This is a genomic window from Sutterella sp. (assembly GCF_030539355.1).
Taxonomy (GTDB): domain Bacteria; phylum Pseudomonadota; class Gammaproteobacteria; order Burkholderiales; family Burkholderiaceae_F; genus Sutterella.
Genome location: NZ_JAUNSF010000012.1, coordinates 1 through 25,086, shown reverse-complemented (window position 1 = coordinate 25,086; position 25,086 = coordinate 1). Strand labels below are relative to the sequence as shown.

At 66.4% G+C, this 25,086-nt stretch carries 16 protein-coding genes and 1 tRNA gene; 3 read left to right on the top strand and 14 right to left on the bottom strand.

Annotation, left to right across the window (positions count from 1 at the left end; translation table 11 throughout):
• Nucleotides 1-36 precede the first annotated feature (36 nt).
• Together Q4F91_RS03740 and Q4F91_RS03735 are read left to right on the top strand one after the other, a co-directional pair.
• Entirely contained in the window at nt 37-7,518 is a 7,482-nt protein-coding gene (locus tag Q4F91_RS03740) for an autotransporter outer membrane beta-barrel domain-containing protein (protein ID WP_303334685.1), read from the top strand.
• 559 nt (nt 7,519-8,077) lie between these two features.
• Complete coding sequence (locus tag Q4F91_RS03735) at nt 8,078-10,291, top strand: autotransporter outer membrane beta-barrel domain-containing protein (RefSeq protein WP_303334683.1); 2,214 nt, start codon at nt 8,078-8,080, stop codon at nt 10,289-10,291.
• A 241-nt stretch (nt 10,292-10,532) separates the two neighbouring features.
• On the opposite strand, the gene nagZ is transcribed toward Q4F91_RS03735, so the two are convergent.
• Complete coding sequence (gene nagZ / locus Q4F91_RS03730) at nt 10,533-11,573, bottom strand: beta-N-acetylhexosaminidase (protein ID WP_303334681.1); 1,041 nt, start codon at nt 11,571-11,573, stop codon at nt 10,533-10,535.
• 5 nt (nt 11,574-11,578) lie between these two features.
• Nucleotides 11,579-12,334, bottom strand: coding sequence for a pyridoxine 5'-phosphate synthase (locus Q4F91_RS03725; protein WP_303334679.1), 756 nt, complete (start codon nt 12,332-12,334; stop codon nt 11,579-11,581).
• Between the two features lie 309 nt (nt 12,335-12,643).
• On the opposite strand from Q4F91_RS03725, the gene Q4F91_RS03720 reads away from it, so the two are divergent.
• On the top strand, nt 12,644-13,318 hold the full coding sequence (locus tag Q4F91_RS03720; RefSeq protein ID WP_303334677.1) for an AroM family protein: 675 nt from the start codon (nt 12,644-12,646) through the stop codon (nt 13,316-13,318).
• 9 nt (nt 13,319-13,327) lie between these two features.
• Here the strand turns inward: Q4F91_RS03720 and recO are convergent, their stop codons facing one another.
• The 12 genes from recO to Q4F91_RS03660 form a co-directional block, all read right to left on the bottom strand.
• The gene (recO, locus tag Q4F91_RS03715) at nt 13,328-14,335 is read right to left on the bottom strand and encodes a DNA repair protein RecO (protein ID WP_303334675.1); all 1,008 of its coding nucleotides are present in this window, start codon (nt 14,333-14,335) and stop codon (nt 13,328-13,330) included.
• A gap of 22 nt (nt 14,336-14,357) precedes the next feature.
• Complete coding sequence (gene era / locus Q4F91_RS03710) at nt 14,358-15,296, bottom strand: GTPase Era (protein WP_303334718.1); 939 nt, start codon at nt 15,294-15,296, stop codon at nt 14,358-14,360.
• A gap of 161 nt (nt 15,297-15,457) precedes the next feature.
• Complete coding sequence (gene rnc / locus Q4F91_RS03705) at nt 15,458-16,147, bottom strand: ribonuclease III (protein WP_303334673.1); 690 nt, start codon at nt 16,145-16,147, stop codon at nt 15,458-15,460.
• Nucleotides 16,148-16,271: 124 nt separating this feature from the next.
• Nucleotides 16,272-17,162: a signal peptidase I gene (lepB, locus tag Q4F91_RS03700; protein WP_303334671.1), complete on the bottom strand. Its 891-nt coding sequence runs from the start codon at nt 17,160-17,162 to the stop codon at nt 16,272-16,274.
• Between the two features lie 29 nt (nt 17,163-17,191).
• Complete coding sequence (gene lepA, locus Q4F91_RS03695) at nt 17,192-18,985, bottom strand: translation elongation factor 4 (protein ID WP_303334670.1); 1,794 nt, start codon at nt 18,983-18,985, stop codon at nt 17,192-17,194.
• Between the two features lie 428 nt (nt 18,986-19,413).
• Nucleotides 19,414-20,655, bottom strand: coding sequence for a beta-ketoacyl-ACP synthase II (gene fabF / locus Q4F91_RS03690; RefSeq protein ID WP_303334668.1), 1,242 nt, complete (start codon nt 20,653-20,655; stop codon nt 19,414-19,416).
• Between the two features lie 266 nt (nt 20,656-20,921).
• Nucleotides 20,922-21,161, bottom strand: coding sequence for an acyl carrier protein (acpP, locus tag Q4F91_RS03685; RefSeq protein ID WP_139687876.1), 240 nt, complete (start codon nt 21,159-21,161; stop codon nt 20,922-20,924).
• 126 nt (nt 21,162-21,287) lie between these two features.
• Entirely contained in the window at nt 21,288-22,055 is a 768-nt protein-coding gene (gene fabG / locus Q4F91_RS03680; RefSeq protein ID WP_303334666.1) for a 3-oxoacyl-ACP reductase FabG, read from the bottom strand.
• Nucleotides 22,056-22,101: 46 nt separating this feature from the next.
• Nucleotides 22,102-23,049 (bottom strand): ACP S-malonyltransferase, encoded by a 948-nt coding sequence (gene fabD, locus Q4F91_RS03675; protein WP_303334664.1) that lies wholly within the window; start codon nt 23,047-23,049, stop codon nt 22,102-22,104.
• A gap of 66 nt (nt 23,050-23,115) precedes the next feature.
• On the bottom strand, nt 23,116-24,114 hold the full coding sequence (locus tag Q4F91_RS03670; protein ID WP_303334662.1) for a beta-ketoacyl-ACP synthase III: 999 nt from the start codon (nt 24,112-24,114) through the stop codon (nt 23,116-23,118).
• A gap of 377 nt (nt 24,115-24,491) precedes the next feature.
• Nucleotides 24,492-24,674: a 50S ribosomal protein L32 gene (gene rpmF / locus Q4F91_RS03665; protein ID WP_005430449.1), complete on the bottom strand. Its 183-nt coding sequence runs from the start codon at nt 24,672-24,674 to the stop codon at nt 24,492-24,494.
• Between the two features lie 259 nt (nt 24,675-24,933).
• Nucleotides 24,934-25,009 (bottom strand) — tRNA-Gly (locus Q4F91_RS03660).
• Between the last annotated feature and the right edge of the window lie 77 nt (nt 25,010-25,086).

Here is a 25,086-nt window from a genome sequence, read left to right as displayed (position 1 = left end):
CCGCCGGACTCCTTTCCGCCCTCTCCCTCTCACACCATGAACAAGACCTTCCGCGTCATCTGGAACGACTCCCTCCGTCTTTTCCAGGCGGTGAACGAACTCACCCGGACGGAGCGCCGCAGTTCCGGCTCCGCCTCGCCGGTGCTCCGCGCCTCCGCGGTCGCCCTTGCCATCTCCGCCGCGCTCTCCGTCGGCGCCCCTTCCCCGGCGCTTGCAGCGGACGCGGACATCACTCAGGAGGGCGAGATCGCCCTTCCCGCCGGCAGCGTGCTCGACGTCTCCGTCTCGGAGGCCACGACGGCGCTCGCGAATTTCACGGGCGAGGGCGGCATCCGCTTCACGACCGCGGGCGAGACGCTCACGCTCGGGACGACGAGCAGCTACACCGGAACGACCGAGGTGAGCGCGGGGAGCGTCGTGAGCTTCGACGCGGACAACGCCATGGGCGAGACTTCCTGGCTCACGGTCGTCAACACGGGCGAGGTCAAGCTGAACGGCCACCGACAGACCGTTGGCGGTCTCTCGGGCTACGGCACGATCAATCTCGGCACCAGGGCGCAGAGCAGCGCCACCGCGCTCAATGTCATCTACGCCGCCGGGACCGGGGCGCAGACGATCGACACCGACTTCCGGGGATACGGCACGATCAGCATCTCGAGCGCGACCGACGACCCGCTCTCCGTCACCTTCGGGGCGCGCGCCTTCAGCTACTACGGCAGTTTCCTCGGCACGCTCTGGCTCGAGAACGTCTCCACAACCTTCAGCGGGGCTGCGCGCACGACGCAGACGCTGAATCTCGTGCTCGGGACGAATTCCACCCTCTCCGTCTCGGGCGGCACGAGGTACCTGAACCGCATCTCCTTCAACGGCGGCAAGGTCGAGATCAGCCTTGACGGCGCGAGCACGATCGCGCTCGTGGGCGGCATCACCGCGACCTCGGGCAACTGGATCTCCATTGACCTCTCGGGGGAGCTCTCCGCCTCCTCGATGAATTTCTTCTCGAGCGCCGCCGCGCTCACCCAGACCCTCTTCACCACCACCTCGGGCAGCTTCTCCGAGCTCACGACGGATGACTTCTCGCTCAGCACCTTCATGAACGAGGGAAGCGAGATCCTCGCGAGCTCAGGCAGCGTCGCCGCTCGCCTGCACTGGGCCGAGACCTCCGGCCTCACGATCGCCGAGAAGTCCGTCACCTACTCCGCCGCCGCCGATTCGCTTGAACTCGTCGGCACCGGGAGCGACGCCCTCGCGCTCAACGCCTCCTCGGAGACGGGCGGCGCCGGCACCGTGCAGATCGACATCTCGGGCCCGGGCGACCTCGCGATCGCGGGCGGCACCGTGACGCTCGAGGGCTCCCGCAAATTCACCTACACGGGCGCGACGCTCGTTAACGCCGGCAGCCTCATCGTCGCCGCCGACACAGCGCTCGCGACCTCCGGCCTCTCGGTCGCCTCTGGCGCCGCCGCGGAGCTTCTCGCTGACCTCGCAATCGAGAAGCTCACGATTGCCGAGGGCGGAAAAGTGACCGCCGACGCGACGACGCTCACGCTCAGGGGCACCGGCTCTGCAATCTCGGGCGACGCCGCGCTCTCGCAGACGGGCACGCTCGCGCTCGCGGAAAACGCCGCGCTCACCGTCTCGGGCGCCCAGACCGCCTTCACCGGAAACCTCACGCTTGCCACGGGCGCCGTTCTCACCCTCACCGAGGGCGACGCAGTCGCGTCCGCCCCCGTCTCTGGCGCCTCGGGCTCGACCGTGCGCGTCGATTCCGATGAGTCCACGGCGCTCTCCGGGAGCTTCTCGGGGAGCTCGGCCCTTCTCATCGCCGGGGACACCGCGCTCAGCCTTGATGAGTCCGCGGCCGAGGCGGCCTTCGCCGGCCTCGTCACCGTGGGGTTCGAAGGCTCGGGCGGGTCGCTCACGCTCACGAACGCGACGGCGGGGAAACTCACCGGCGCCATCGACACGACGGGGGGCTCCCTCGTCTACAGCCTCGCCTCCGACCAGGTCATCTCCGAGACCATCTCGGGCACCGGCGCGCTTCTTCTCACCGGCACCGGCGGGACCGCCGCCGCCGTGAGCTTTTCCGACACGGCCGCCTCCGCCTTCTCGGGAACGGCCACGGCGACGAACACCGCGCTCACGACCTCGGGCACCGGGAACTGGTTCGCGAACGCCACGCTCGCGCTCGGGAACGGTTCGACCTGGCTGGTAGCTGGCGCGGCAACCGTCGGCGCGCTCGTCGGCGCCGAGGGCTCGACCATCAGGTTCGACACTGCGAACGCACTCGCCGTCACCGGGGCGCTCACGCTGGGCGACGCCGTCGTCGACATCGCCGCCTCGCTTCTCCCGACCGGCTCAGACAGCACTTCAACCACCGCCGCCAATGTCCTCGACATGGATGACGGCGAGGCGAAACTGACGCTCGCCTCGGCCGGCAGCGTCTCGCTCACCAATGCGACGCTCCTCATCGGCGGCGTCGAGGCCGGAAGTGCCAGAACCGTGACGCTCTCCGGCTACGACGGCGTCACCGGCATCTGGAACTACACCCTGGGCGGCGACGGCGGCACCTCGCTCTATGTCACCTATGCGCTCACCGAGCTCAATGTATCGGCCGGCCACGTTCTCACGCTCACGCCCTCCGAGGGCGGAAACTCCACCCTTTCCGTGAAGGTCACGGGCGAGGGCGGCATCGAGATCAACACAACCGGCTCCGTCGAGCTCGCCCGCACGAACACCTACTCGGGCGCGACGACGGTGACAAACGGCACCCTGATCCTGGCCGCGGATGATGCGCTTGGAAGCACCTCCGGCCTCACTGCCGCCGCAGGCACCGACGTCGAGGTCCAGGGCGACCAGACCGTGAAGGGCGCGCTTGCCGTCTCGGGGAGTCTCACCGTCAATTCCGGAGCGCTCCTCACCTTCGAGAGCGGCGAGGTCGCGAACCTCGTGACCGAGACCGAACTTGCGCTCGCCTCCTCGGGAAAGCTCACGATCACGGGCGACTCGAGCATCCACGGCATCAACCCGGGCCTCACCGGCGGCGTGACAATCGCCTCCGGCAGGACCGGGCTCAACTCGTCCGAGGGCCTCGGCTCCGGAGTGATCACGATCAGCGAGGGGGCCGAGCTCTCCGCGAATGTCGCCACGGCCTTCGAAAAGGACTTCAGCAACACGATCACCGGGGCGGGAACCTTCTCGCTCACGGGCGGATCGAGCTCGGTCACGAGCGACGCCGCCTCCTTCTCCGGCACCTGGAGCGTCGCCGAGGGCGCGAGCCTCTCGCTCAACGCGGCCTCGGCCGCCTCCTTCTCGATGGCGGGCGGCGGATGGCTTGAGCTCACCGGCACGGGGGAGAGCGCCGCGGCCGTCACCGTTCACGAAAGCTCCTTCTCCGGCACCGCAGCCTTCACGAACGCCGCGCTCACGGGCTCGAACTACACCGCGCCCTCCTCGTCCCTCGTCCTCAATTCGGGCTCGTCCTACACGGCCGATACGACGGGGCTTCAGCTCGCCGCCCTCACGGTGAACGAAGGCGCCTCGCTCACCTTCGTCGCCGCGGATGCGCTATCCGTCACGGGTGCGCTCACGATCAGCGGCGCCGCGGTTCATGTCACGAGCGCCGCCCAGACAGGGTTCGAGAGCGCCTTCGCCTCGAACGTGCTCGATCAGGGGACGACCGGCGTGACGCTTGCCACCGCGGGCTCCGTCTCCCTTGACGGTGCCTCGCTCTCGCTCGAGGGCGTCTCGAGCACTTCCATTACACGGGCGATCTCGCAGACCGACGGAACCTCTGTCACCGGCACCTATGACTACGCGCTCACGACGAGCCTCGGCGAATCCTCCTCCAGCCTCATCGTCACCTATGCGTTGAAGACGATTGAAGTGGGAGAAGGCGTTTCGCTTCTCCTCGCGCGCACATTGGAAACGGGCAACGGGACCCTCTCCGCAGCGGTCACGGGCGCAGGCGGCATCACAGTGACGGGCGGAGCGGTCACCCTCGCGTCTGCCAACAGTTACAGAGGCGCGACCAGCGTCACCGGCGGCTCCCTCATCCTCGACGCCGACAATGCGCTCGGGGGAACCTCCGGTCTCACAACCTCGGCCGGCACCGCCGTCGAGGTCCGGGGCGACCAGACCGTGAACGGCGCCCTTGCCGTCTCCGGCTCCCTCACCGTCAACTCCGGGGCCATGCTCACCTTTTCGAGCGGCTCGGTCGCGAACCTCACGACCGAGACCGAGCTCGCCCTCGCCTCCCCGGGGATGCTCACGATCACGGGTGACTCGAGCATCCACGGCGTGAACCCCGGTCTCACCGGAGGCGTGACCATCGAGTCCGGGACTACCTCGATCAACTCCGCCGAGGGCCTCGGCACCGGCGTGATCACGATCAACGGGAATGCCGAACTCTCCGTGAACCTCCGCTCAGCCTTCGAGACGAGCTTCGCGAACACGATCTCGGGCTCGGGCACCTTCTCGCTCACTAGCGGCTCGGGCTCGGTCACGAGCGACGCGGCTTCCTTCTCGGGCACCTGGAACGTCGGCGACGGCGCAGCGCTCGCCATCGTTTCCTCGGCCGCCGAGTACGCCGTCAGCACCTCGGGCACCGGCACCCTGGCCTTCACCGGCACGGGCTCGTCCGCGACTCTCGTGACCCTTTCGGGGTCGGCCGGCACCTTTGATCTCACCAACGCCACGGTTGAGGTCAATGACGCTCAATCCTCCGTGAGCGGCGGTCTCTCGTTGAACGACGGCTCCGAGCTTGACTTCAGCGAATCGGGGCGTCTTGCCGTCACCGGAGACATCGCGCTCACCAATGCCTCGGTCGAGGTCGAGAGCTCTTCGCTCAGCGACATCTCGAGGAACGTGCTCTCCGGAAACGTCCTCGACCAGGACGAGTCCGAGAGCGGCGTGGCGCTCGCCACCTCCGAGAGCGGCTCCGTCTCGCTCTCGAATGTCAAGCTCAATATTGTCGGCGGCACGGACAGTTCCGTCTCGGCGGCCATCATCCAGTCCGACGGCTCCTCGGTCACCGGAACCTATGACTACACCCTGAGCGTGCGCGACACGGCCTCCGGCTCCGCCGTTTGGGTCTCCTTCGCCCTGAAGAACATTGACGTGGGCGAAGGCGTTCAGCTTCTTCTCGCGCCCTCAGCGGAGAGCGACAGCGATGCCACGCTGCGGACGACGGTGACTGGCGAAGGCGGCATCACCGTCACGGGCGGCGAGGTCACCCTCACGTCTTCCAACAGCTATCAGAGCGGGACCAGGGTCGAGAGCGGCACCCTCATCCTTGCCGCGGACAATGCGCTCGGAAACACCTCCGGCCTCACCACCGCGGCCGGCACTGCCGTCGAGGTCCGGGGCGACCAGACGGTCAACGGCGATCTCGCGGTCTCGGGCAGCCTCTCCGTCGCCTCCGGCGCGGCGTTCGCCTTCACGGGCGGCAGGGCCGCCGAGCTGTCCGTTTTCTCGGGCGGCTCAGTCAGCTTCTCGAGCGCCGAGATCACGAAGCTCACGACCGAGGCGGGCAGCGCGCTCAAGGGCACCGGTCTTCTCCGGATCACCGGCGACTCGGCCGTCACGGGCGCCAACGAGGGGCTCACCGGCGGCGTTGAGATCGCCTCGGGCACGACGAGGATCGATGACCTCGGCGGCCTCGGCTCGGGAGAGCTCACCATCAACGGCGTGCTTCAGATTGACGGCGCCGTCTCGGGAAATCTCGCCAACGACCTCTCGGGCTCGGGCTCCGTGGCGCTTGCCGCTTCGGGCGCCGCGGTGACTGTGGGCTCGAACGCCTCGGGCTTCACCGGCACCTATGAGCTTGCCGAAGGCACCTCGATCCACCACTATCTGATCGAGTCGCTCTCCTCGGCCGCCGATGACGGGATCGCCGTCGCCGCCGAGGAGGGAATCGCGACGGCCGGCGAGACGCAGACCGCGGACGCGGTGAGCTATGTCTTCAGCAACACCCTGACCGGCGCGGGCGACTACACGGTCCACGGCGGCGGCGCGAACGTCACGTTTGAGAGCGCCGGTCAGTTCTCGGGCTACTCGGGGCTGTTCACGCTGCTGAACTCAACGGTCGAGCTCTCGGGAACGACGCTCGCCGCTGCTGAGGAGATCCGGAACCTCACCGCGGGCTCGGGCACCACGCTCCGGCTCACGACCGCGACGACGCTTCAGAACCTCACGCTCGACGGCGCAACGCTCGACATCGGCGCCAACTCCCTCACCGCAGCCTCGCTCACGAGCACCGCAGGGAGCGTCATCTCGGTCGCCGCCCTGCTCTCGGGCAGCGACTCCGCTGCCGGAACGCTGACCATCGAGGGCGCCGCCGCCGGCTCGGCCTCCCTCGCCGTCAGTCTGCTCGACGGGAGCGTCGGCGGAGCGCTCTCGAACCTCACGATCGCCACGATCTCGGACGGCACGGAGTTCACGCTCACCCTCGAGGAGCCCCTCGTCATCAACGACTGCACCTACACCCTCGAGTCCGTCTACGACGTCGACGGCAACAGGATCTACTACCTCGCCGGCACCTCGGGCGCGAGAGACGTGAAGACCCCGGGGACCGGCGCCCGCGCGACGCTCGCGCTCCTTGCCGCCGAGGCCTTTGACCTCAGTCTGCGCGGCAAGGCGGGCGACCGCGTCCGCACCGACCCGGTCACGGGCGAGGAGATCTCCTCCACGCTCTGGGTGAGCCAGACGGGCGACTGGACGAGGCTCGACGACACGAGCGGACAGCTGAAGAGCAAGGCGCGCCTCCTCACCACCCACGTGGGCGGCGACGTGGCCGTTCTGCCCGCGGGTGACGGCACGCTGCGCCTCGGCCTCCTCACGGGTTACTCGAGCGCCGAGGTCGACACGGACTCCCGCGTGACGGGCGGCACCGCCGACGGCGACTTCCGCGGCTGGTCGATCGGCGCCTATGCCGCCTGGGGACTCCCGGGCGACACCGGCCCGTGGGCCGGCGCCCAGGTCCGCTGGAACACCTTTGAGAACAAGGTGCAGGGCGAGGGGCTTGCGAAGGAAAAGTACGACGCCGACGGCTGGACCGTCGCGCTCGAGGCGGGCTGGAACCAGCCCCTCGCGACGGGCGGCGGCTGGACCTGGGCGATCGAGCCCCATGCGCGCGTGCTCTGGTCCGGCATCGAAACCGACACGCAGATCGACTCCTACGGCCAGCGCTTCGAGACGACGGGCGACGGCAACGTCCGCACGACGCTGGGCGCCCGCACGGCGCTGAGGATCACCGGGGCGGACGAGACCGGCGAGTGGATGAATGTCTTCGCCGAGCTCAACTGGGTTCACAACACCAAGGACTTCGCGACGACCGTCACGAACGAAGGCGATGTGAGCACGGCGACGATGAGCGCGAGGAACCTCGGCGAACTCAGGCTCGGCCTCGAGGCGCAGTTCACCCCGGCCGTCTCGGTGTGGACGGACCTGAGCCACCGCGAAGGCTCGGACAGCTTCCGCTCGACGGGCTTTGCGATCGGCGCGCGCTACCGCTTCTAACCCGGAACCGGGCCGGCAAGGCCCGGCTCCGCAATGTCTGATTCCCGCCCCGGCTCCTGCCGCCCGGATCCTCATGGTCTGAGCAACAGGAGCCGGAATCCTGTCGTGCCCGTGCAATCCCATGACCGGAGGGTTCTGAATGCAGTCCTGCCGCCGTCAGGCAGATCTGATGACGCAATCAAGAATGCCCCGGCAGGTCTTGTTCACTTTCACTCTCCACGACGCATCTCCCCTGTAAACGAGGGCAGGACAGTTGATTCCCGGTCCGGCCCGGCGAAGAGAATCGTGACTCAGGATATGTCGTGAAACAGGGAACCTGGAATCTCAACTTCCTCGATTTCAGAAAAGCAACTCAGTGTTTTCCCTAGGATCTAAAAAACTAAATTCTAAGGAAACGCAACATGCCGGCACCGGGCTTCCCGGGGCCTGATCGCGACAGACTGTTGCTCGGCCGCGTCACAGGGTCCTGAATGAACCCGTATTGAACTCAGAACTTTTCAAGCCGCGCCATGTGAGACTAAATTGGTCGTACCACACTGCCAACCACTTGGGAGGTTTTATGCAGCAGTTCCTCAAGTCCGCCGTCGCCATTGCGACGTTCGCGGCAATCTCCTCGTCCGCCTTCGCGTTCAACGCCGGCTCCGTCACAGTTGACGGCACAGCTGTCACACCCGTTCTTGAGAACGGCGCGATCGCCATCGGTTCCACGGACGCCCAGAGCGTCGTCATCACTCAGGGGACCTCGAGCTACGGCATCGCCGTCGGCTACGTTGACTCCTCTCTTGAGAAGCCGACGGCTCAGGCTGAAACGGCCACGATCCTCGGCAGCGACATCTCCGTCAGCTCGGTCCGTGCGCTCCAGGCGAGCGTCTTGGGCGGCAATATCGTCGTGGGCGACGAGAACACGAAGACGGTGACGCTTGACGGCTCCTACATGGGCATCTTTGCGTTGAAGGGCGGCTCGGTCAAGATCAATGCCGAGAACCTCGTCGTGAATTCCGGCACGTTCGGCATTCACTCCCAGAACAACACCGAGAGCACCACGGCGCCTGATGGCACCTCGGAAATCATCATCAACGCCGCGAACACGACGATCACGAGCGACCAGATCGGCATCTCCGCCTTCTCGAACGGCTACGTCGAGGTGAACGGGAACCTCACGGTCAATGCCAAGAACGCCATCGACACCCGCGGCTTCGCCACGATCGTCATCAACAAGGCCGGCACCGGCACCGTCGTGCTCAACGGCGACATCGTCTTCGAGACCCCGGGCTCCTCGCAGAACAGCGGCAACTACATCGGCTCCACGGTCAAGCTCAACCTCTCCGGCGCCGGCTCCTCCTGGACCGGCAATGCCTACAAGGACTACCCGAAGTCCAACGAGGGCACGGCCAAGTACAACGAGACCTCCGGTCTCTATGTCTCCATCTCCGACGGCGCGCAGTGGACTCCGACGGCTGTCACCAACTCGGATGACGGCACCCAGATCATCAAGTACCAGTCGATCAACAATCTTGAGCTCAACGACGGCGTGATCAACATCACGTCCGACCTCGTCGGCTCGGATGCCGCCGCGGTCACCGTTGACAATCTCTCGGGCACGGGAGGCACGATCAACCTCGAGACGACGAAGACCGATGATGGCTTCAGCGCCGCCAAGTTCGTCGCCACCAGTGTGGACACGACGGAATCGACGCCCGCCCTCGCCGTCAACTTCACCGGCATCACCGCCGATGACCTGACGAACGCCGCCGAGGATCTCGCGACCCTCCAGAGCAACATCACTGCCGAGGGCACCAGCCAGACCCTGTCGGTCGCCGAGGGTGACGTGAACGGCGCCGTGACGGCCACGGTTGATGCCGATACGGGCACAATCTCAACCCCCACGACCGCGACCAACACCAAGCTCGAGACCCTCTCGTCGGTCACGTCGCTCGCCACCATCCAGTGGCGCCACGAGATGAACGACCTCACGAAGCGCATGGGCGAGCTGCGTGACCAGCCGGGCACGCTCGGCTCCTGGGCCCGCATCTACGGCGCCGAGCAGAAGTACGGCCGCCAGAACGTCCGCCAGAAGAGCACCTCGATCCAGGTCGGCAGCGACTACGCGATCGGCGACTGGAAGGTGGGCGGCGCGTTCAGCTACACCGACGGTTCGACCACCTATGCCCAGGGCTCGGGCGACACCGAGACCTTCGGCCTCGCCGCCTACGGCTCCTGGATCTCCGACAACGGCTTCTTCCTTGACCTGATCGCGAAGTACTCGCGCATCGAGTCGAAGTTCGACATCGCGAACATGTCGGGCAAGACGAAGAACAACGCGTACTCGGTGAGCGCCGAGGCCGGCTGGCACTGGGACGTCAACGAGATCGCCTTCGTCGAGCCGCAGGCCGAGCTCACCTACGGCCGCATCATCGGCGATGACGTCACCGCATCGAACGGCGTGCGCATCGAGCAGGACGACTTCAGCTCGCTCATCGGCCGCATCGGCCTGCGCGGCGGCCTGAAGTTCCCGGAGAAACGCGGCAACATCTACGCCCGCGTCTCTGCCGTCTATGACTTCGACGGCGAGTCCGAGGCCATGTACTCGAAGGGCACGAACACCTCGCGCATCACCGACGACATCGGCGGCGCCTGGGTTGAGTACGGCATCGGCGCCAACTTCAACCTCACCGACCGCACCTACACGTACGTTGACCTTGAGCGCACGAGCGGCGGCGACGTCGACGAACTCTGGCGCTTCAACATCGGCCTGCGCCACACGTGGTACTGATCAGCCTCTCTGATCACCGCTGAGTGAATCATCGCCGCGGTCCGGATCTCCCGGGCCGCGGCGATTTCATTCTTCCGGCCTCCGCGGATCATGGGGAATTTTCCCCATGACCGGCGCCGATTCCCCATGATGCCGCCCAGGCGCTTCGTGTGAGCTCCGGGGCTGCTCCCCGAAAAGAATTTCGCCGCGGACCTTCAGGAGAGATCCGCGGCGATTCTTTAGTTCATCAGGCCGTCAGGCATCAGACGAGTCCGGCCTCGGCGAGGCGCCCGTGCGCGGCCCGCCAGAGGGCCGTCTGCCGCAGGTGCTGCATCGACACGGGCGTGCCCGGGTCGGGGAGCAGTCTCGCGAGGCGCTCGTTGAAGGCCGCCGGGCGCGTCCAGTGCAGTTCCCCGAGGATCGAGTCCACCTCGTCGGGATGGTTGCAGTGGAGCACCATGTCGCAGCCCGAGGCGAGCGCGCGGATGGCGCGCTGGGCGGGCGAGTCGAGGCTGCCCGCGCCCTTCATCGAGAGATCGTCGGAGAAGACGATGCCCGAGAAGCCGACTGACTCTCGGAGCACGTGCCCGAGGAGTTCCCTCGAGTAGGTGGCCGTCTCGCCGCCGTAGCACGTGTAGCCCACGTGGGCCGTCATGACCGAGTCGAGTTCGGTCGTGAGCGCGCGGTACTGCGCGAGGTCGGCGAGCACCTCCTCGAGGCTGCGCTCGTCGGTGGGCAGCGCCACATGGCTGTCGGCCTGCGCCCAGCCGTGGCCGGGGAAGTGCTTGCCGCAGTTGCTCATGCCTGCCTGGCGCAGGCCCGCGATGAGGCCGCGCGCGTTGCGCGTCACCTCCGCCGGGGTCGCGCCGAGCGAGCGGTTGCCGATCACGGCCGAGCGGCCGTGGTCGAGGTCAAGAACGGGGGTGAAGCTGAAGTCCACGCCGCATGCGCGGAGTTCCGAGGCGAGCACGTAGCCCGCGGCGGCGAGGAGCCCCGGGGCTTGGTCGCCGAACTTTCGGAAGTCCGACATCGCGGGGATGGCGGTGAAACCCTCGCGGAAGCGCTGCACGCGGCCGCCCTCGTGATCCACTGCAATGAGGATCCCGGGGCGGACGCCGTGGATGGCACCCGTGAGCGCGGTGAGTTCGTCCGGGTTGGCGAAGTTCCTCGTGAAGAGGATCACGGCGCCCGTGAGGGGGTGCCGCAGGCGTTCGATCTCGTGCGTCGTGAGGACGGTTCCCTCAATGTCGACGACCACGGGACCGAGCGAGTCGGCAAGGGCGATTTTTTCCCGGCTGAGCATAAGAATCAGGCTCCGGCGATTTCGTCAAAGATCTGATTGTAGCGGCGCACCGTCTCGGCGAAGCCGTACTCGAGCGCCTCGGCGGTGAAGGCCTGGCCGATCGAGACCTCCTGAATGTGCTTGCACTCCCTGAGGAGCTGCCCGACGTTCGTGAGCGAAAGGTCATGGCCGGCGTTGACGCCGATGCCGAGCTCGCTCGCGATCTGCGCGCAGTCGGCGTAGGGGACGATCACGTCCTCGACGATCTCGGTCTCGGCGGCGATGGCGTAGGCCTCGGTGTAGAGCTCGATGCGGTCGGCGCCGAGCTCCTTGACGTACTTGATGAAGTCGGGCTCGGGATCGACGAAGAGGCTCACGCGGCAGCCGAGCTTCTTCGCCTCCTCGATCACCGGGCGGAGCTGCTTGCGCACGTCCTCGTCGTCAAGATAGAAGCCGTGGTCGCTCGTCTTCTGGTCGGTGGCGTCCGGCACGAAAGTCACCTGGTGCGGGCGGATCTCGCGGATGATCGGCATCAGGTTCTCGAAGGGATTGCCCTCGATGTTGAGTTCGCGTCCGGGGAAGCTGTCGACGAGGGCCTTGAGGGGCGCCAAGTCCGAGCGGCGGATGTGGCGCTCGTCGGGACGCGGATGAACCGTGAGACCGGCGGCGCCGGCCTCGAGCGCGATGCGGCCGAGGCGGACCGGATCGGGAGCGTTGCCCTCGCGGGAATTGCGCACGAGCGCAACCTTGTTGAGATTGACGGAAAGCTGAGTGCGGACCATTGTCCTCATCTCCTCGAAAACGTTTGAAACGGGTCTTTGCGCTCCCCGCGGCTGGAAGAAGCCTCATGGGGGTGCCGGAATTTCTGATTCGTACCGGATTCTTCTTTGAATTTGGGTGAGCTTATCACGCACAGACTCGGCCGCCCTTCTCCGTTCTGCCTAAGCCGCAGGCGGTTTCGTAATCCTTCGGGATAAGTCCGGGGCCTCCCAACGGGGAGGTGCGCGCTCAGGACCCTCCCTCTATCCTTTTCAGGTTATCCGCTGCGGGCACCCCCACCCGCGGCGGCCATTACGAAGCGAGAAAAATCAATGAAGAAAATCGCTGCCATCACCGTCGGCCAGTCCCCGCGCACGGACATGGTCTCCGACATCGCCCCGCTGCTTCCCGGGGTGGAAATCCTTCAGTTCGGTGCGCTCGACGGCCTCACGCCCGCTGAGATCCGCCGCGAATTCGGGCCCGACCCGGGCGAGGCGCCGGTGACGACGAAGCTCGCCGACGGCACGCCCGTCGAGTTTTCGGACCGGAAGATTCTCGGACGTCTGCAGGACTGCATCACCCGCGCGGAGGCGGCGGGCGCCTCGGCGATCCTCATGCTCTGCACCGGCGCCTTCCCGGCCTTCCGCTCTCAGATCCCGGTGCTGCAGCCCACCGCGCTCGTCCGGGCGTTCGTGACGGGAACGCTCAGGGGACGGCGCCTCGGCGTGCTCAGTCCGGCTGCCGGGAAGATGCAGGCCGCGCACATCTTCTGGCACGACGAGGGCGCGGGGCTCATCGCGTGCGCCGCGGCGCTTCCCTACGGCGACATGGACACCGTGCTCGCGGCTGCGGAGAGTCTCAAGGCCCAGGGCGCGGCGGTGATCCTGCTCGACTGCATGGGATTCTCGCGGGCGCAGAAGCGCCTCGTCGCCGAGGCGACCGGCCTCGAGGTGATCCTGCCGCGGACGGTCTCGGCGCGGGCACTGGCCGAGATCGTTGATGTCTGACCGGAGAGGTCAGATGCGCTTGAGCTCCGCGAGCACGCGACGGGTGCGCAGAGGCCGGCCGTCGAGCCTCAGTTCGATCGCCTCGCGGTAGATCTCGCGCGCGGCGCGCAGCGCCTCCGCTCGCTCGAGCCTGCCGGCGATGACGTCCTCGACCTCGGCGCGGCCCCAGGTCTTCAGGCCCTCGGCCGCCTCCTCGGAGATGCCGGTGAGCTCGCCCGTCGCGCGGAGCACGAAGCGCGGCATGTCCTTCCCCTCGGTCACGAGCACGGGCCAGCCGCAGCAGGCGAGAAGCTCTGATTCGAAGCGCCTCAGCGTTCTCTGGCGCTCCACCGGGTCGGGGTCGCCGAGATGCGCGACGGCGCGCACCACCGCGGCGAAGAGGCCCGGATGCGGGTCATCGCGTTCGGTGAGACGCAGCACGAGTTCGTTGACGTAGAAGGCCGAGAGCAGAGCCTCGCCCGTGAGCGTCGGGAGCCCCCCGAGCCTCTCGGCGCGCATCAGGATCTTCGCCTCGCGCTTTCCCGACCACGTCATGCGCAGGAGCGAGAAGGGAACGAGCACGCCGCGCAGGTTCGATCCCGGGCGCTTCGCGCCCTTGGCGATCATGAATAGCCGTCCCGAGCGGGCGGTGAGCACGTCGGCGACGAGACTCGACTCGCTCCAGGGACGGGTGTGGAGCACGAGCGCGGGCTCGGCGGCATTCCGCCGGGACTTCGCGCCCCCGGCCTCCTCGCGCTCGATCTCGTCCAGAATCGCCTCGGCGGCCCTGCCCTGACGGATCGCGTCCTCGAGGGTCACCTCGGAGCGCCCCGTCGTGAGGATGCGCGGCGTCTCCGGTTTTTTCGGCGCCGTCTTTCGCTTCGGAAGAGGACGCGCAGCCTTCTCCGGCCCGGTCCTCGGCAGCGTCTTGACGACGAGCCGCTCAGGCACAGCGGGCGCCGGCAGGGCGAGCACGGGCGCGGAGGGCGCCTGCGCGCCCTCCCTGAGTTCTGAATCCGCCTTCTCCGTGTCCGACATGAAGCCTTTGTTTCAGGGACGATCAGTCGTAGCCGAGGGTCTTCAACGCCTTCACGTCGTCGGACCAGCCGCGGCGCACCCGCACCCAGACCTCAAGGTGCACGGGGCAGCCGAGCTGCTCGGTGATGTCGGCGCGCGCGAGGCGCGAGATCTCACGGAGCTTCGCGCCCTTCTCGCCGATCACGATGGGCTTGTGGCTCTCGCGGTCAACGATGAGCGTCGCGACGATGTCGGCGGTGCGCTTTCCGTCCTCCTCGGTCTCCTTCCAGCGGTCGATGGTGACGGCCGTGCCGTAGGGGAGCTCGTCGCCCAACAGGCGGAAGGCCTTCTCGCGGATCGTTTCCGCGGCGATGAAGCGCGGCGACTTGTCCGTGTAGAGGTCCGGGTCGAAGTACGGGATGCTCTCGGGAAGGAGCTTCTCGATCTCGCGCAGAAGGTCGTCGAGCTGACGCCCCTTCTCGGCCGAGACCGGCACGATCGCGGCGAAGGGGAAGCGGCGCATCGAGTCGGCCATGAGCGGCAGGAGCGCATTGCGGTCCTTCGCGAGGTCGGTCTTGCTGATCGCGAGAATGACGTTCGAGGATTCCTTCGGCAGAAGCTGCAGGACCTCCATGTCGGCGGGCTTCCAGCCCGAGGACTCAATGAGGAGCACGATCGCGTCGCACTCGCCCATGGCGGAGCGCACCGAGCGGTTCATGCGGCGCGTGAGCTGCGTCTTCACCTTGGTCTGGAAACCCGGGGTGTCGACGAAGACGAACTGCGCCATCTCGGTCGTGAGGACGCCGAGGACGCGGTTGCGCGTCGTCTGGGGCTTCTTCGAGGTGATCGAGACCTTCTCGCCCACGAGCGCGTTGATCAGGGTGGACTTGCCGACGTTGGGGCGGCCGACCACGCCGACGTAGCCGCAGCGGAAGCCCTCGGGAACGGCGCGGCCCGTGACGGCGCCGGCCTTGGCGAGCATCGCCTCGAGCTCGGTCTCGCTCATCGCGGGACCGCCCTCTTCGTCTTCGGCCTCGTCGAGTTCCTCTTCGGCCTCATCAGCCTCGTCTTCGAGCTCCTCTTCCTCGATCTCGACCTCGGTCTCGACGATGAGCTCGTCGTCCTGCTCGTGCTTCTTCTTCGTCATTTCGTTTCCGTCCTCTGCTTGGCGATTTCAATGGCGGCCTCTGCGGCGCACTGCTCGGCGGCGCGCCGGTTCTTGGCGCGCCCCGTCGTCACGATCCCGAGCGCCTCGATGCGGCACTCGCACTCAAAACTGCGCTCATGCGCGGCGCCCGACGTGGAGACGATGCTGTACTCGGGGCGCGGCAGGTGCTCGCCCTGGAGGAGCTCCTGCAGACGCGTCTTCGGATCCTTGCTCAGCTTCTCGGCGGGCAGGCCCGTGGAGAAGATCGGCTCGTAGAGCTTCAGGATCACGCGCTCGGCGGTTTCGAACCCCGACTCGCGGAACACCGCGCCGAAGATCGCCTCCATCGCGTCGGCGAGAATCGAGGGACGCTGGTGTCCGCCCGTCTTCACCTCGCCGTCGCCCATCAGGAGGAACGAGGACACGTCGATGCGGCGGGCGATCTCGTAGAGCGTCCCCTCGCAGACGAGGTTCGCGCGCACGCGCGAGAGGTCGCCCTCGTTGAAGTGCTGGTCACGCTGGAAGAGCGTGTAGCCGATCACGCAGTTGAGGACCGAGTCCCCGAGGAACTCAAGGCGCTCGTTGTGCTCGGCGCCGAAGCTGCGGTGCGTGATGGCTCGGCGCAGGAGCTTCTTGTCCTTGAATTCATAGCCGATGCGCTCTTCGAGCGCGGAAAGGGGAAGCATGATTTTCTTTTTCTGTGCTGTCTGTAATTCTTCTTCGAGCAAAACCCCGGGCAGCGTCCGCCCGGGGCTTCTCTGAAACGGGGAGCGGCTTTCGCTCACTCCCCGGGGCGGGCGGCCGCAGGGATCACTGGAAGCGACCGATGCGGCTCATGTCGCCGAAGTTCGCCCAGATGAGGATGGCACGGCCGACGAGGTTCTCGTCAGGCAGGAACCCCCAGAAGCGGCTGTCCTCGCTGTTGTCGCGGTTGTCGCCCATCGCGAAGTACTTGCCGTCGGGCACCGTGCAGACGAAGCCGCGGTCGTTGTATTCGCAGGTGGGCTCGTGGCGCATCACGGCCTGCATCGGCACCCAGCTCGGACGGCGGTGGTCAAGGGCCATGAGGTGCGTCACGCCGCTCAGGTCCTCGTCGCGCTCGTCGAGCGTCACCATCGAGTTCTCGTCGATGAAGTCGCGCGGACGGGTCTGCTTCTGCTCGACGCCGTTGATGTAGAGCACCTTGTTGCGGTACTCGACGCGGTCGCCGGGAACGCCCACGATGCGCTTGATGAAGTCGACGTTCTCGTCCATCGGATAGCGGAAGACCACGACGTCGCCGCGCTGGGGACTGCCGAGGTCAAGCACCTTCAGGTTCGAGACCGGGAGACGGATGCCGTACTCGTACTTGTTGACGAGGATGAAGTCGCCCACGTGCAGCGTCGGGAGCATCGAGCCCGACGGAATGCGGAAGGGCTCGAAGAGGAAGCTGCGGAGCAGGAAGACCAGAAGGATCACCGGGAAGAGGCCCGCGGTGTACTCGAGCCACCAGGGCTGGCGGAGCGCCTCGGCGCGCAGGCGCTTGTGCTCCTCCACGACGGAGGCCTCGCCGCGCCCGAGCGCCTCGCGGTTGCGCGAGGCGTACTCGTTCGCCACGGCCTCGGCGCGCTTCTTCCGCTGCGGGTAGAAGACGGTGCGCTCGAAAATCCAGAAGACGCCCGTGATGAGCGTGAGGAGGAAAAGAATCAGAGCGAAGTTCATGCCTGTTCCTTACTGTTCCTTGATTTGAATTACTTCTCTTCGGTCTGAAGGATCGCGAGGAAGGCTTCCTGCGGGATCTCGACGCTGCCGACCTGCTTCATGCGCTTCTTGCCGGCCTTCTGCTTCTCGAGGAGCTTGCGCTTGCGGGTGATGTCGCCGCCGTAGCACTTGGCGAGCACGTTCTTTCTCAGGGCCTTCACGTTCTCGCGGGCGATGATGTTCGCGCCGATCGCGGCCTGGATCGAGACCTCGTACATCTGGCGCGGAATGAGCGAGCGGAGCCGCTGCACGAGCTCGCGGCCGCGGGGAACGGCGTTGGCGCGGTGCATGATCGCCGAGAGCGGATCGACCTTGTCGCCGTTGATGAGCACGTCGACGCGCACGACGTCGGCCGCGCGGTACTCCTTGAACTCATAGTCCATGGAGGCGTAGCCGCGCGTGAGGCTCTTCATGCGGTCGAAGAAGTCGAGCACGATCTCCGCGAGCGGGAGGTCGTAGGTGAGGTGCACCTGGCGGCCGTGGTAGGCGAGGTTCGTCTGCACGCCGCGCTTGTCCTGGCAGAGCTTCATCACGGCGCCGACGAACTCGTTCGGCACGAAGATCGTCACCGTGTCGATCGGCTCGCGGATCTCGTCGATCTTGTCCACGGGCGGCAGCTTCGACGGGTTCTCGACGTGGATCACCTCGCCGTCGGTCATCAGCACCTCGTAGACCACCGACGGGGCGGTCGTGATGAGGTCCATGTTGTACTCGCGCTCGAGACGCTCCTGCACGATGTCCATGTGGAGAAGCCCCAGGAAGCCCGCGCGGAAGCCGAAGCCGAGCGCCTGGGAGTTCTCGGGCTCGAACTGGAGCGCCGCGTCGTTGAGCTGCAGTTTCGTCAGCGCATCGCGCAGCGCGTCGTACTGGTTCGATTCCACGGGGAAGAGGCCCGCGAACACCTGGGGCTTGACGGCCTTGAAGCCGGGGAGCGGCGCGTCGGCGCGCTTCGAGGCGCCCGTGACCGTGTCGCCCACGCGGGCGTGCTTGAGTTCCTTGATGCCGGCGATGATGAAGCCCACCTCGCCCGCGGAGAGCGATTCGCGCGTCTTGCTCTTCGGCGTGAAGACGCCGACCTGCTCGACGAGGTGCGTCGCGGCCGTCGCCATCAGCTCGATCTTGTCCTTCGGGCGGATCGTTCCGTTCACGACGCGCACGAGCATCACCACGCCCACGTAGTTGTCGAACCACGAGTCGATGATGAGCGCCTGGAGCGGGGCGTCCGGATCGCCCTCGGGGGGCGGCACGTCGCGCACGACGCGCTCGAGGATGTCGTCGACGCCCATGCCGGTCTTCGCCGAGCAGGGAATCGCATCCGTCGCATCGATGCCGATCACGTCCTCGACCTCCTCGCTCGCGGCGATCGGGTCGGCGCTCGCAAGGTCCATCTTGTTGAGCACGGGAATCACGGTGACGCCGAGGTCGATCGCGGTGTAGCAGTTCGCGACCGTCTGCGCCTCGACGCCCTGCGTGGCGTCGACGACGAGGAGCGCGCCCTCGCACGCGGAGAGCGAACGGCTCACCTCGTAGGAGAAGTCGACGTGGCCCGGGGTGTCGATGAGGTTGAGCTCGTAGATCTCGCCGTCCCTGGCGCGGTACCTGAGCGCAGCCGTCTGCGCCTTGATCGTGATGCCGCGCTCGCGCTCAAGGTCCATGCTGTCGAGCACCTGCTCGCTCATCTCGCGGTCGGAGAGGCCTCCGCAGCGCTGGATGAGTCGGTCGGCAAGCGTGGACTTGCCGTGGTCGATATGGGCGATGATCGAAAAATTGCGGATGTTCTTCATTCGTCTGTCAATGCTCGGGACTCCCGGAGAGGCCGCACGGGCCTGCGGGGGAGCCGCCCCGCCATGGTCTTGCGCCGTGGTCGGAGAAGGAAATCTGTCTGAAATTTTCCGGAGATGCGCGCCTCTTCCGATGATTTCTGCGGACGCGCGCGAGGGTGCCCTCCCGCCCGCGTTTTCAAAAAAACGCTGTCTGGGAGCGCACCCGAACATTCTTTTCCGGTTTTTCACCGGGAAGGGACTGCCCGCAGGCGCCCGGCTTCCCGGAGGCGTCATTTTAGCGTGATAGGGCCCCGGCCTCGGACGGAAAAGAGAAAGCGAGTGCAAGTTTTGCTTATCGGCCGTGTCTTCCCGGAAAAAGGAAGGGCGCCCTTCCCGGTTCACCCGGAGGACGCCCTTCACTGCGGGAAGCGCCGCCTGGAGAGGCTTTATCAGGCCTCGTAGCGCTTGTAGATCACGGTCGAGTTCGTGCCGCCGAAGCCGAAGGAGTTCTTCATCGCGGCGCGGATCGTCATCGGACGGGCCTTGTTCGCGCAGAAGTCGATGCCCTCGCACTCGGGATCGACGTTCTCGAGGTTGATCGTCGGGGGCGAGACCTGCTCCTTCACGGCCATCACCGAGAAGACGGACTCGATGCCGCCGGCGCCGCCGAGGAGGTGGCCCGTCATCGACTTCGTGGAGTTCACGACGAGCTTCGAGCAGTGGTCGCCGAAGACCTCGCGGATCGCCTTCACCTCGTTGACGTCACCGACGGCGGTGGAGGTGCCGTGGGCGTTGAGGTAGTCGATGTCCTCGGGCTTCATGCCGGCGTGGCGCAGGGCCATGCGCATGCAGCGGACCGGGCCGTCGGAGGCCGGGGTCGTGATGTGGAACGCGTCGCCCGAGAGGCCGTAGCCGACCACCTCGGCGTAGATCTTCGCGCCGCGGGCCTTAGCATGCTCGAGCTCCTCGAGAACGAGGACGCCGGCGCCCTCGCCCATCACGAAGCCGCTGCGGTCCTTGTCGAAGGGACGCGAGGCCTTCTCGGGCTCCTCGTTGGCGCGCGAGAGCGCGTGCATGGCGTCGAAGGCGCCGATGCCGATCTTGCAGACGGTCGCCTCGCTGCCGCCGGCGACCATCACGTCCGCGTCGCCGCGGGCGATGATGTACATCGCCTCGCCGATCGCGTGCAGGCCGGTCGAGCAGGCCGTGACGTGCGCGATGTTCGGGCCCTTGAGACCCTTCATGATCGCGAGCTGGCCCGAGGTCATGTTGATGATGCTGCCCGGAATCATGAAGGGCGAGATGCGGCGCGGACCGCGGGCGACCATCGCCTCGTCGTTGGCGCAGATCGTCTGCAGGCCGCCGATGCCGGCACCGATGGCGACGCCGATCATGGGCGCGTTCTCCTCGGTGATCTCGAGACCCGAGTCCTCGAGGGCCATCAGACCGGCGCCGACGCCGAAGTGCACGAAGCGGTCGAAGCGGCGGATCTCCTTCACGTCGAGGTACTTCGAGGCATCGAAGTCCTTGACCTCGCCGGCGATCTGGCAGCCGAGGTCCGACGGATCGAAGTGCGTGATCCTGCCGATGCCGCTCTTGCCTTCAAGCGCGGCCTTCCAGCTCGTCTCAAGATCGTTGCCGAGCGGCGAGATCATGCCGAGACCGGTGACAACAACGCGACGGTTCATCATGGGTGAAAAACTCCCGTTATCAACATGCGCCGCGGTGATGCTCCCCTCTGTCTTCCTTGGGAAGCGCCCCGGGCGGCGAAAGGATTAGCGGAAAGCCGTGATCTGCAAGCCCCCGCAATACAAACGGGACCCGTCTCCGGATCCCGCCTGTGCTTATTTGTGAGCGCTCAGCACCCCGGGTCACGTTCCGTCCCCTGGCGGGTACGGCTGCGAAAACCTCTGGGGGCGCCGGGCCTCATTTCCGAACCTTTCGGTCGGGCGCCGTATTACTTGTTGACGGCGGCCTTCACGAAGTCGACGGCCTGCTGGACCGTGCGGAGGTTCTCCTGCTCGGTGTCAGGAATTTCGATGCCGAAGGCGTCCTCGAGGGCGAGGGACATCTCGACCGTGGTCAGGCTGTCGGCGCCGAGATCTTCGATGAAGGAGGACTCGTTCTTGATGTCCTCTTCCTTGATGCCGAGCTGCTCAGCGATGATCTTCTTGACCTTCTGTTCGATTTCGTCCATTTGTATTCACTCCGTGTAGGGGTTGATCTCTGGGAAAGGGAACCCCGTGCCTATGGAGCAAGCAGGGTTGAAATAAGGATTAGCTGTAAAGTTTAGCAGAGCCCGGAGACTCTGCAAACGTAAAAATCACCCCATGAACATGCCGCCGTTGACGTGCAGCGTGACGCCCGTCACGTAGCCGCCCGCGGGGGAGGCGAGGAAGAGGCAGGCGTTGGCGATGTCATCCGTCTGGCCGAGGCGGCCGAGCGGAATCTGCTTGGCGAGCGCCTCGCGGTGGGCCTCGGGAAGCGCGTTCGTCATGTCGGTCTCGATGAAGCCCGGGGCGACGCAGTTCACCGTGATGCCGCGCGAGCCGATCTCGCGGGCGAGCGCCTTCGTCATGCCCATCAGGCCCGCCTTGGCGGCGGCGTAGTTGACCTGGCCCGGGTTGCCCATGGCGCCCACGACCGAGCTCATGGAGATGATGCGGCCGCTGCGCTGCTTCATCATCGGACGCACGCAGGCGCGCGCGAGGCGGAAGGCGCTCGAGAGGTCCGTGTCGATCACGGACTCCCAGGCGTCGTCCTTCATGCGCATGACGAGCATGTCCTTGGTGATGCCGGCGTTGTTGACGAGGATGTCGATGCGGCCCTTCTCGGTGACGATGTCGTCGACGGCCTTCTGCGAGGCCTCGGCGTCGCAGACGTTGAGAACGATGCCGCGGCCGTTGCCGCCGAGAGCCTGGGCGGCCTCGGTGATCTTCGCCGCGCCCGCCTCGGAGGTGGCCGTGCCGACCACGTAGGCGCCGGCCTTCATGAAGGCCTCCATCACCGCCGCGCCGATGCCGCGCGAGGCGCCCGTGACGAGCGCGACCTGGCCGGCGAGCGCGTCAGCCGTGAAATACATCTTGTCCATGGTTTAAATCCTGCTAAATGAATTGGTGGTGTTCCGTCGCGGGGGCTCACTCGGCCGCGCGCAGCTCGGCGAGCTTCGCCATCGTCGCCTCGAGCGAAGCCTGGTCGGAGACGCCGTGGATGCGGATCGACGGGGCGATGCGGCGGATGAGGCCCTGGAGGACCTTGCCCGGGCCGCACTCGACGATGTCGGTGATGCCGAGGGCGGCCATCTTCTCGATGGTCTTCACCCACTGCACGGCCGAGCAGACCTGAAGCGCGAGCGCGGCGCGGATCTCGTCGGGCGAGCCGTGCACCTCGGCGTTGACGTTGGCGATGACGGGAATCGCGGGCGCCTTCACCTCGGTCTCGGCGAGGCGCCCCGCGAGGGCCTCGCGGGCCGGGGCGAGCATGGAGGAGTGGAAGGGGCCGGAGACGGCGAGCGGAATCGCGCGGCGGCAGCCCTTCTCCTTCACGAGCTCGGCGGCGCGCTCGAGCGCGGCCTTCTCGCCCGCGATCACGACCTGACCGGGCGAATTGAAGTTCACGGCCTCGACGGGACCGATCGCGCTCGCCTCGCGGCAGCACTCGACGACGGTCGCGTCATCGAGACCGATCACGGCGCACATGCCGCCCACGCCCACGGGAACCGCGCTCTGCATGGCGGTCGCGCGGAAGCGCACGAGCTTCACGGCCTCGTCAAAGCCGATGGCGCCCGCGGCCGTGAGGGCCGAGTACTCGCCGAGCGAGTGGCCGGCCATGATCTCGGGCTTCTCGCCGCCCGCGGCGATCCAGGCGTCGTAGAAAGCGACGCTCGCCGTGAGAAGCGCGGGCTGGGTGTTGACCGTGAGACCGAGCTCCTCGGCCGGGCCCTCGGCGATGAGCTTCGAGATGGGGAACCCGAGCGCGGCGTCCGCGCGCGCGATGTGGTCCTCAACGACGGCGTTGCCGGCGAACCCGTTCAGCATGCCGACCGACTGGCTGCCCTGTCCGGGAAAAACGAATGCGAGACGCATGGGTTTTCTTCCTTTTGTCTTGTTCGGGGAATTGAATATATGGGGAATTCTTTGGTTCTCGTCCGCTCAGGGCGCGGTGCGCCAGCGCAGGATCGCCGAGCCCCAGGCCATGCCGGCGCCGACGGCCTGCAAGAGCACGAGGTCGCCGTCCTTCACGCGCCCCGCAGTCACGGCGGCGTCGAGCGCGAGCGGAACCGAGGCGGCCGAGGTGTTGCCGTGCTCGCTCACGGTCTTGACCATCACATCATCGGGAATGCCGAGCTTGCGGGCGACCATCGTCATGATGCGCAGGTTCGCCTGGTGCGGCACGAAGAGCTTCACCTCGGAGGGCGACACGCCCGCGAGCTTCGCGACCTCCTCGGCGGACCCCGTGAGGCCCTCGACGGCGAGCTTGAAGACCATGCGACCGTCCATGTTGAGGAAGGGGCTCCCCTTCACCGCGCCGCCCGAGAGGCAGGCCGTGAGGCCGAGCACGTTCTCGTCGTAGCGGCCGTCGGCGTACATGCGGGCGGCGAGGATGCCCGGGGCGTCGCTCGCCTCGAGCGCGACCGCGCCCGCGCCGTCGCCGAAGAGCACGCAGGTCGAGCGGTCGTCGAAGTCGATGACGCGCGACATCGTCTCGGCGCCGATCACAAGGGCACGGCGATAGGGGCCGGCACGGAGCATCGCGTCGGCGGCGTTCAAGGCATAGATGAAGCCCGCGCAGACGGCCTGCACGTCGAAGGCGGCGCATCCGGCGCAGCCGAGCATCGACTGCACGTGCGCGGCCGTCGACGGGAACACCATGTCGGGGGTGGTCGTCGCGACAATGATCAGATCGATCGTGGCGGGGTCGAACCCGGCGCGCTCGAGCGCCTGGGCCCCGGCCCTGGCGGCGAGCGACGTGGTCGTCTCGCCCTTCTCCGGATCGCAGAACCTGCGGGCCTCGATGCCCGTGCGGGTGCGGATCCATTCGTCATTTGTCTCCACCCCGCGCGCGGCGAGGCGGGTCGCAAGCTCCGCGTTGGTCACGCGCGTCTCGGGGAGCGCGCTGCCGGTGGCGGCGATGCGGGAATACATGCTCATCCGGGTAAATCCCTCAGAAAGTAGTGAATCCTTGGGATATTACACGCCATTTTCCCCGGGCTGAAGTCCCCTGAATCGTCCCTGCGGACGAACGCGGATCAGGTATGCGCGAGGGCGCCCTCACGCGGGAAGCGGCCATGAAAAAAGGGACCCCGTTTTCGGGATCCCTCTTTTCTCACAATCGAGCCGCCTCTTTGAAACGCGCTTCAATCATCAGCTTCAAAGCCCTTGGCCTTCGGGCTTCCGTCCGTTCCTCGGACTGTCTCGTCAACCGGTTCCACTTCACCGTGGGGTGCGCAGGAACGCCGGTATGAAGAAACTTCGGTCCGGTGACCGAACGGCCGATGTCTCCGCGGTATCGGAGGCAATCGGACGAATTATTCGTCCTGCTTCGTCGCGATGACCTTCTTGCCGCGATAGAAGCCGGTCGGGCTGATGTGGTGACGACGATGAACTTCACCGGTCGTAGCCTCGACAGCCGTCGGAGGATTCTTCAGAAAGTCATGAGCACGACGATTGCCGCGACGGGCGACCGATTTCTTATTCTGCTGAACAGCCATGGCAAACCCCACGTAGGTATAAGCGAGTGTCGAACAAATTTCTTCCGTGACCAGGCACTCGTTCCAGAACACGGAATTCCATGATTGCGCCGCGACTTCTCCCTCTTCACGAGGGCAGTACGGCAAGCGGCGGATTCTACCAAACTCCCGGGCGTTTGCTCAGCGAAACGAGCATCTTTTTTCGTCCGCTGCGGCGAGCGACGGGATCTTGGATAGAGAAAAGGGGAAACCTCGCGGCTTCCCCTTCACTTTGGAATTCTGGAGCGGGAGACGAGTCTCGAACTCGCGACCTCAACCTTGGCAAGGTTGCGCTCTACCAACTGAGCTACTCCCGCATCGCCGTGAACGCAGTTTTTGTGGAGCGGGAGACGAGTCTCGAACTCGCGACCTCAACCTTGGCAAGGTTGCGCTC

What these genes read in the sequence shown, in the direction of transcription:
- acpP (WP_139687876.1), bottom strand. Translation starts at nt 21,161, where the DNA reads ATGGACGAAATCGAACAGAAGGTCAAGAAGATCATCGCTGAGCAGCTC.
- fabD (WP_303334664.1), bottom strand. Translation starts at nt 23,049, where the DNA reads ATGCGTCTCGCATTCGTTTTTCCCGGACAGGGCAGCCAGTCGGTCGGC.
- lepB (WP_303334671.1), bottom strand. Translation starts at nt 17,162, where the DNA reads ATGAACTTCGCTCTGATTCTTTTCCTCCTCACGCTCATCACGGGCGTC.
- Q4F91_RS03735 (WP_303334683.1), top strand. Translation starts at nt 8,078, where the DNA reads ATGCAGCAGTTCCTCAAGTCCGCCGTCGCCATTGCGACGTTCGCGGCA.
- era (WP_303334718.1), bottom strand. Translation starts at nt 15,296, where the DNA reads ATGCTCGCCAAGGCCGGCGCCGTCACGGGCCGCGCCGTTCCCGAGGGC.
- rpmF (WP_005430449.1), bottom strand. Translation starts at nt 24,674, where the DNA reads ATGGCTGTTCAGCAGAATAAGAAATCGGTCGCCCGTCGCGGCAATCGT.
- fabG (WP_303334666.1), bottom strand. Translation starts at nt 22,055, where the DNA reads ATGGACAAGATGTATTTCACGGCTGACGCGCTCGCCGGCCAGGTCGCG.
- nagZ (WP_303334681.1), bottom strand. Translation starts at nt 11,573, where the DNA reads ATGCTCAGCCGGGAAAAAATCGCCCTTGCCGACTCGCTCGGTCCCGTG.
- recO (WP_303334675.1), bottom strand. Translation starts at nt 14,335, where the DNA reads ATGTCGGACACGGAGAAGGCGGATTCAGAACTCAGGGAGGGCGCGCAG.
- Q4F91_RS03720 (WP_303334677.1), top strand. Translation starts at nt 12,644, where the DNA reads ATGAAGAAAATCGCTGCCATCACCGTCGGCCAGTCCCCGCGCACGGAC.
- fabF (WP_303334668.1), bottom strand. Translation starts at nt 20,655, where the DNA reads ATGATGAACCGTCGCGTTGTTGTCACCGGTCTCGGCATGATCTCGCCG.
- Q4F91_RS03725 (WP_303334679.1), bottom strand. Translation starts at nt 12,334, where the DNA reads ATGGTCCGCACTCAGCTTTCCGTCAATCTCAACAAGGTTGCGCTCGTG.
- lepA (WP_303334670.1), bottom strand. Translation starts at nt 18,985, where the DNA reads ATGAAGAACATCCGCAATTTTTCGATCATCGCCCATATCGACCACGGC.
- Q4F91_RS03740 (WP_303334685.1), top strand. Translation starts at nt 37, where the DNA reads ATGAACAAGACCTTCCGCGTCATCTGGAACGACTCCCTCCGTCTTTTC.
- Q4F91_RS03670 (WP_303334662.1), bottom strand. Translation starts at nt 24,114, where the DNA reads ATGAGCATGTATTCCCGCATCGCCGCCACCGGCAGCGCGCTCCCCGAG.
- rnc (WP_303334673.1), bottom strand. Translation starts at nt 16,147, where the DNA reads ATGCTTCCCCTTTCCGCGCTCGAAGAGCGCATCGGCTATGAATTCAAG.